The 7,439-nt window shown below is 39.4% G+C and carries 5 protein-coding genes and 1 pseudogene; 2 read left to right on the top strand and 4 right to left on the bottom strand.

The genetic code is table 11. The annotated features are described in order from the left end of the window. Positions 1 to 36 precede the first annotated feature (36 nt). Genes ACFIL8_RS06820 through ACFIL8_RS06805 form a run of 4 tightly spaced genes read right to left on the bottom strand, consistent with a single transcriptional unit; the run spans position 37 to position 2,486 of the window. Positions 37 to 1,038, bottom strand: coding sequence for a phage late control D family protein (locus ACFIL8_RS06820; protein WP_375689223.1), 1,002 nt, complete (start codon positions 1,036 to 1,038; stop codon positions 37 to 39). Beyond that, positions 1,038 to 1,292, bottom strand: a complete 255-nt coding sequence (locus ACFIL8_RS06815) for a tail protein X (RefSeq protein ID WP_375653960.1) — start codon at positions 1,290 to 1,292, stop codon at positions 1,038 to 1,040. Before ACFIL8_RS06815 ends, ACFIL8_RS06820 begins: the two co-directional genes overlap by 1 nt. Then, complete coding sequence (locus ACFIL8_RS06810; protein WP_375689221.1) at positions 1,289 to 1,750, bottom strand: phage tail protein; 462 nt, start codon at positions 1,748 to 1,750, stop codon at positions 1,289 to 1,291. The genes ACFIL8_RS06815 and ACFIL8_RS06810 overlap by 4 nt, the downstream gene beginning before the upstream one ends. Positions 1,751 to 1,763: 13 nt before the next feature. Further along, the gene (locus ACFIL8_RS06805; RefSeq protein WP_375689219.1) at positions 1,764 to 2,486 is read right to left on the bottom strand and encodes a hypothetical protein; all 723 of its coding nucleotides are present in this window, start codon (positions 2,484 to 2,486) and stop codon (positions 1,764 to 1,766) included. Between the two features lie 702 nt (positions 2,487 to 3,188). On the opposite strand from ACFIL8_RS06805, the gene ACFIL8_RS06800 reads away from it, so the two are divergent. Continuing rightward, positions 3,189 to 6,875: a right-handed parallel beta-helix repeat-containing protein gene (locus ACFIL8_RS06800; protein ID WP_375689217.1), complete on the top strand. Its 3,687-nt coding sequence runs from the start codon at positions 3,189 to 3,191 to the stop codon at positions 6,873 to 6,875. Between the two features lie 144 nt (positions 6,876 to 7,019). Beyond that, positions 7,020 to 7,439: pseudogene (locus ACFIL8_RS06795) on the top strand (autotransporter outer membrane beta-barrel domain-containing protein); the annotation flags it as partial.

Genomic DNA, 7,439 nt, shown 5'->3' with positions numbered 1-7,439 from the left:
CCGATCAAAGGGTCAAGTTGTCCCTTTGATTTTCTGTCACTCAGAGGTTTCCTTTTCTCCTGCCTCTTTTCCCTTGTCTGGTGCCTCAAAGGTGATTTCTGTGGTGTATCCGCTTTGTTTTTCATAGCGGTGGGTGACGGTTGCAGCTTTCCATGGTCCATTGATTTGCCCACGAAACCCTTGAAGGATGAGAGGTTGATCCGCCATGATTTCAGGGCGTCCCTCAAGGGTCAAAGAACCACTCCCCACAGCACGACACAATCTGTCCGACTCGGAAGCAGCAGCAGCTCGTGCTTCCTCCTCACAAGTGTAACAAGTCCGCAAACGCCGCACGGGACCGCTAAACCCTGTCTGATGTTTGACTTGGCATTGCTGCCCTTTTGAGCGATCAAAATAAGAAGCTTCAATGGTGCCGTATTGCGTGCGTGGTTCTAATGTGAATTCCCAGTTGGAACAGTCATTTTTATAAAGTTCGAGTGCTGGTAAATTATCCCCGCTTAAAAATAAAAACTTATGGTCTTTGATCAAAAAACGTGCCCGCATGCGATCGGCAAGGCGGGTTAAAAAATCAACAGCCGATTGATCTGTGCGGATCACATAAGGCAAATTTTGTTGAGTGAACTGGGGACTAACCTTTGCTTGATAGCCATGGCGTTTGGCAAGTGTCTCAACAATCTCACCAACAGTTTTGTGATCAAAATGCTCACTCACCTGTTCTTTGAGCTCTTTACGCATCGAGGCACTTTTGCCACAAAGGCGCAAGATCTCTCCATCACTGCCACCACAACTGACCACTGACTCCACAACAAAACACCCCATAAATGCACTGATGCTGTTCTCATAACCAAAGATCACCTGTAGCGCACTGTTACTGGAGGGAACCTCTAAATCATTACCACTATCATCAAACTCTGCTTCAAATGTATCGGCTTCATTACCGGCATGATCCGTGATAGTTGCGGTTAAAAGACGCTGGTAAAAAACCTCATGAACAGGTTTGTCTCCCACCTTGACCACAATAAAAGGGTGTGTACGCATTAATCCCATAACCGCTTCACCATGCTGTTCTTTTCTTGGCTAACAAATTCAGGCAGCATGACCTTTAAGCCCCGTGGTAAAAACACACCATATTTGGCAATCTCTGGATTAGCTTCCAGTGTGGCTTCTAAATAGCCTTTGAGTAAACCAGCTTGCCTCCGGTCTCTGAACACTGCCATGACATGGTGAAAGCAAAGGAGATCGAGGCTCATATCCTCTAGCTCTACAATAACGCGCTTTTTGGGTATCTTCATAAAGTTTGTCCCACTTGGATTTGTCTCTCTTGGTATTGTCCTTGTGGTTTTCCGCCATTAAAAAAGGGCAAGAGCGTAATGGAATAGCGGATGCGCTGGGATTGACCAGAGCGACTGATATAGTCATGGTCTTTATTGATCGTGGTGATTACTACGGATCCATGGAGAAGGACACTATAGGTCGTATCATTAATCCAACGAAGCATCTGGACCGGCTTTGCTCTTCGAATAGTTGTAGTGATAGCATCAATGGCTACACGATCACCAAATTCTTCTGGAAACCAAACGCCATGAATGGTTTTTGCATCATTGCCATAGCCGGTAAATTGCAAACTGGGGGACCTGCCAAAACGCTCCATACAAACCCATGAGGCAGAAAACTCTTCTTCAAAGGATTGGAAATTCAGCCAGTCCACATAAAATTGATGCGGTCCTAACATCATCAAAGGATCTCTCATAGGCTCCCTCCCCTCATTCTGTCCCGCCATGCAATGCATTGGCGCGTACCCGTTGAATGGCATGGGCAACCGCACGACCGGTGGCAACAGGATCACGCGCACCATTGACATGCACTGTGACATTTTGATTGTGTGTGATAGTGAAATGCTCTTTGCCTTTTGCTTCTGTGAAAGGGGAATTTGCACGCCCCGCCCCTGCAAATTGTGCAATCGGTTGAATGGCTGTTTTACCCCCCAAAAAACTTGGCAAAAACTCTCTTACATCAATGGAACCAATCCACCCCTTAATGCGGCTAGGCAAAGATTTACAAAAATCCATCAATTGTGAGATAGACGACATAAAGCCATCGACAATCGAATTAGCCAGATCTTCGCCCGCTTGTTCCATACCAGCCTTGGCAGCATCCGAGAGCTTTTCCTGTGTAAAAAAACTCTTCAACCATTGCCAAAAGTTGGAAAAGCTTTGTTTAACGCCCTCCCACAAATTGCCAAACCACTCGGCAACAGAGGAAAGCTCTTGTTTAAACTTTTGCCAAACTTGAGAGAGATCAAAAGCATTGGCGATTATATTTTTCCAACGCGTAATGGTGGTGGTATCAGCACCAAAATAAACCAAGACGTGTGCGCCAGTCATGGTAAAGCGCAACACACGTAGAGCAATGTTAAAAGCCATCAGGGCGGCAATGGTTTTGATAATGGCGCTTGTTAAAACGGGATGGTCCTTGCCCCATGCCATTTTACAAAACGCGCATTTAATGGTAAAAAATAACCATAAAAACAATAAATTATCACGTATTTCTAACTAATCTCACCTCTTCCCACTTAGTACAAAACCTAATGTCAAACTACATCCAACGGAGTTTTGTATAGTATGTAGCCTTTCGGAAATTGTGGCTTATCAGCGGATTCTGTATATTTTTATATTTCATTCGTTCAAAGAAGACACTGAGCACTCAAAGAACCCTCAACGCTCTATTAAAGCCTTCTCTCATTTTTGCTGTCAAAAACTCATTCGATACATAATGTAGGTAAGAACAATCAATTATCACATATCCACTCTAATTTCACCTTTTTCCACTAAATATAAAATATTAAAAACACTACTATTCTTATTTATATTATATTTTTTACTTTATTTTATATAACTGTATTTCTTTAATTATACATCAATAAATATTAAAATAAATGAATATTGATATAAAATAATATGTACCATTAATAAAAAACTTATTTTTAAAATATAATTATATAAAAATACATTATGAAATAAATTTAATATTACATAATTAAACATAAATACAACTTTAAATTTGACAAAAAAAGCAAAACAAAATATCAAAGTGCTGTGTTATTAAAATAAAAGCAATATCTATTTCCACTTCTGCTTATGAAGTTAGCGGGAAAATGAATGTTGGGGGCTTTAAAAGGAAGTAGACTGATGCCTAAAAAATTTCTTCTATCCTGCACAGCAATTGTGGCAGTTGTACTTTCTGGTATCAATCTTAATGCACAAGCTAAAAATCTTGAAATTTCAGAAAATAAAAAAGAAGTTTCCAACGAAACCTACGAAATTATTCACGCAAAAAAAGGTGGTCAAATTATCGGCAAGCATTTGACGATAATCGGAAACAAAAAAACAAACACCAACATAGGCACAAATGCGCACGCTATAACAGCTGAAGGTTCTAACACTGCGATTGAATTACTGGATGGTACAACCATTAAAGGAACTGGTTCTAGCATTTTCTTCGGTCTTGAAGCAAAGGATGGTGCTACACTGAAAATGACTGGGGGAACTATCACAGTTTCCAACACTGGCACTAAATTCTTGAACAGTAAGAATGCTGAAAACAAGCTAAAAGATATAATAATATCAAGTGGCAAAGGCAAAGCTCCACTAACTTTTGCAATATTTGCAGACAAAGACAGTGAAGTCACTTTAGAAAATGTAAAAGTGACTAAGGCAACGAATAGCGTTACAGCAAATAATAAATCTGAAATCACGATATTGGGAGGATCATTTGATGCCACAAAGGCAGCAATATCTGCTTACAATGGCAGTCGCGTAACTCTAACTAACAATGTTCAAACTACATCATCTCATGGCACTGGACTCCATGCAACAGATTCAGAAACCACAATCGAAATGACGGGAGGAAGCGTAATCACAGAAAAAATGGCGTTGGTTGCAGAAAACGGTGGACATATCAAGGTCACAGATGTTGCGTTAACTGCGACGAATGATAAAATCGGAACGGTTGTCGCCGGCGGTCCGAACAGCGTGATTGAATTGCATGGGAATACAACAATTAAGAATGCTGTAATCGGTCTTCATGCACAAAACAGTGGAATGATTAAAATGATCGGAGGGACCATTACAGCTTCTGCAACCGGCGCTGGTTTCTATAATAGTAAGAGCAATGGAAACAAGCTAGAAAATGTGAAAATATCGGGCAGTAACCATAAAGAGCCTAAAATCACAGGAATAGGTGCCGACAAGGAAAGCAACGTCACTTTAGAAAATGTAACAGTTACGCAGGCAAAAAGTGGCATAGTTGCAAATAATCATTCTAAAGTAACGGTTTCTGGAGGATTATTTGAGGGAAAAAACGTAGGGGTATACGCTGGAAACGGCAGCAACATTACTTTAACCAGCAATAAAAAAGGTAACGTTCAAGTTACATCAACATCATCGAATAGCAAAGGACTCTACACAAATGGTTTACATTCTACCATCACAATGACGGGAGGAACAGTAACCGGAGAATTAGCGTTGGTCGCAGAAAACGGTGGACATATTAAGGTCACGGATATTGCTCTAACAACAAATGAACATGGGGGCAAGGTCACTGATGTTCCTATAATAGGCGCAGGAGTCAATAGCGCTAATAGTATGATTGAATTATATGGCAATACAACGATTAAGAATGCTGGTGTTGGGCTTGTGGCAAGTAACGGTGGCGTAATTAAAATGATTGGGGGGACTATTACAACTTCTAAAACTGGTGTTGGCTTCGTGAACAGTAAGAGCGCCGAAAGTAAACTAGAAAATGTAATAATATCAACCGGTAAAGATAAAAATTCAGGCAAAGGAATTCTTCTAGAGAAAGAAAGTGGTCTCACTTTAAAAAATGTAAAAGTGACTCAAACAGACAACAGCGTAATTGCAAATAATCGTTCTAACATAACAATCTCTGGAGGATCATTTGATTCAAGCTATGCAACAATATGTGCTCAAAACGGTAGCAGTATCACCTTAACGGACAATGCTCAAATTACGTCACATGATGAAGCAGGCCTCTATGCACGAGACTCAAAATCCACAATTACAATGACAACAGGAAACGTGACAGGAAAATATACAGCCTTAGAAGCAGACATAGGTGGCCATATTACGGTTACAAATGTTGCTTTAAAAGCAACTAATAATGGCAGTGGTGTAGCTGCTGGTGCAGCTGCCTCTGGCTCTAACAGTGTGATTGAATTGCTTGGCAATACAACGATCAGTGACGTTAAAATCGGAATTGATGCGCAAAACGATAGCACAATCAAAATGATCGGAGGAACCATTACTGCTTCCGAAGCAGGCGTTCACTTGTTAAAAAACAAGAGCAATAACAAACTGAAAGATGTAACGATATTAAATCGTAAGGATAATGCACTACTAATCAATGCAATAATTGCAAGAAGAAGTGCCATTACTTTAGAAAATGTAACCGTTCCGCAAGCAATCAATAGCATAATTTCAGATAATGGTTCTCAAATAACAGTTTCTGGAGGATCATTTAACGCAAAAGGTGCAGCAGTATCTGCCATAAACGGCAGTACTATTACTTTAACTGACAATGCTCAAATTACATCATCTGATGACAGTGGGCTCTATGCAAAAGATTCAAAATCCACCATCACCATAACGGGAGGAACAGTACAAGGTAAAACTACTGCATTATTTGCCGGAAACGGCGGACATATTAAAGCCACGAATGTTACTCTAATAACAGCAGATAATAACGGATTCGGTGCGGAAAGCCAAGATGTTGGCAGTTTAGTTGAATTATATGGCCATACAACGATTAAAAATGCTGAGATCGGACTTTATTCAGAAAATGGCAGCACAATCAAAATGAGTGGAGGGACAATAATTGCCGAAAATAGTGCATTTGTTGTAAATAATAATGGACATATTGATGTAACAAATGTTTCTGCCACAGCAGAAGATAGAGGTATCGCATTTGAAAAGTCTAAGAACAATAGAATATCAGAAATCAATTTAACCAATACAAAACTTCATATTAAAAACGGTACTGGAATTAATGCAAATGAATCAATTGGTAAAGCTAATCTCAAAAATTCAGAAATCCGTGCCAATGTTTTATTAGTAACCGAAGCTTCAACGAAAAAAAATGATTTCACTTTTACACTAAACGCCGATCGCTCCATCTTAGACGGCAAAGTGAGCACTGAAAAAAAATTCAAAACAGTCTTTGATTTGCAAAACAATACGAAATGGACATTGAAAACAAGCACAAATAAAAAAAGCCAGAACAAAAAACTGCTTGATATTGCTCAAAGAACACGTTCTGATATTTCTGTCCTTAACATCAATAACAGCTCTATTGTTTTTGAAGAGCCAACTGAAAATCATTATCACACGTTGCACATAGGATCTGGCAGACCAAATACTAAAAAAGTCTACAATGCTACAGGAAAAGCAGAAATTCATTTCAACGTCGAATGGAGTGATAGTGCTGCCATAAACAAACAAAAAGCTGACCATCTTCTGATTCACGGTGATGTTTCAGGTACTACACTGGTTTATATCACTGGACATTTAGAAAAGAACAATATTAAAGCAGACGCTTTTGCTCTTACCAGTGCACGTGGTCTTTCACTCATTCAAGTTTTTGGGAAAGTAAATCAAAACTCTTTCAAACTTGCACAGGACTATATCACAATAAGTGGTTCACCTTATAAATATATACTGAAAGCTTATGGACCAAAATCAAACCACAGTAAAACAAATGCTGAACAAAACCTTTTAGGAGAAAATAAAAATTTCTGGGATTTTCGCTTACAACCAGTACTGCTTGATAGCGACTCAAAAGTAAAAACCATCGTGCCATAAATACAAACTATTTGATCAAGCCTCAATGCTCTCTTGTACGCTGGATTGACCAATATGGCTAAGCAAAATGCAACTGTTAACCAATATGCGACATTTGTCTTAAGGAAAGAATAAGACAAACGGAATGGCTTTTTTTATATACCTATGGAAAAACAGGAAGCTTATTTTTTGATAAGTAGTACTTCTAGTAGATATGGTTATAGCAGTGCTCATCTTCGTTATGCTTCTCTACAAGGAGGTGTTAACTTTGTCGCGCTAGAAGGGAAAAATATCTACAACACATTTTGGTCTTATAGAAACCTATGGACAACTCTCTTTGCACTCCAAAGAATATGCAAGACAGCAAGTAAGAGCATATTGAATAAATGGTCATTTCACTCACCGCCTATGGCAGTAAACAGCGTGACAGTGGTTTCTATCTTGATACGCTGTTTATCCTATGGATTCCTAAAGAGAAAGATCACCAATGCCCTCATTAGTACAACCACAAAATTGAAAAATGCAAAAATGTTGACGATCTCCACAACTGTTAGCAAACAATTTGCAACAGGTATCCAAGGCGTA

The organism is Bartonella sp. AP57NXGY, from assembly GCF_042195805.1.
Classification (GTDB): domain Bacteria; phylum Pseudomonadota; class Alphaproteobacteria; order Rhizobiales; family Rhizobiaceae; genus Bartonella.
Note: the sequence above shows the minus strand (reverse complement) of the source record. Positions and strands in the feature narration are given on the sequence as shown.

What these genes read in the sequence shown, in the direction of transcription:
- ACFIL8_RS06820 (WP_375689223.1), bottom strand. Translation starts at nt 1,038, where the DNA reads ATGCGTACACACCCTTTTATTGTGGTCAAGGTGGGAGACAAACCTGTT.
- ACFIL8_RS06815 (WP_375653960.1), bottom strand. Translation starts at nt 1,292, where the DNA reads ATGAAGATACCCAAAAAGCGCGTTATTGTAGAGCTAGAGGATATGAGC.
- ACFIL8_RS06810 (WP_375689221.1), bottom strand. Translation starts at nt 1,750, where the DNA reads ATGAGAGATCCTTTGATGATGTTAGGACCGCATCAATTTTATGTGGAC.
- ACFIL8_RS06805 (WP_375689219.1), bottom strand. Translation starts at nt 2,486, where the DNA reads ATGGCATGGGGCAAGGACCATCCCGTTTTAACAAGCGCCATTATCAAA.
- ACFIL8_RS06800 (WP_375689217.1), top strand. Translation starts at nt 3,189, where the DNA reads ATGCCTAAAAAATTTCTTCTATCCTGCACAGCAATTGTGGCAGTTGTA.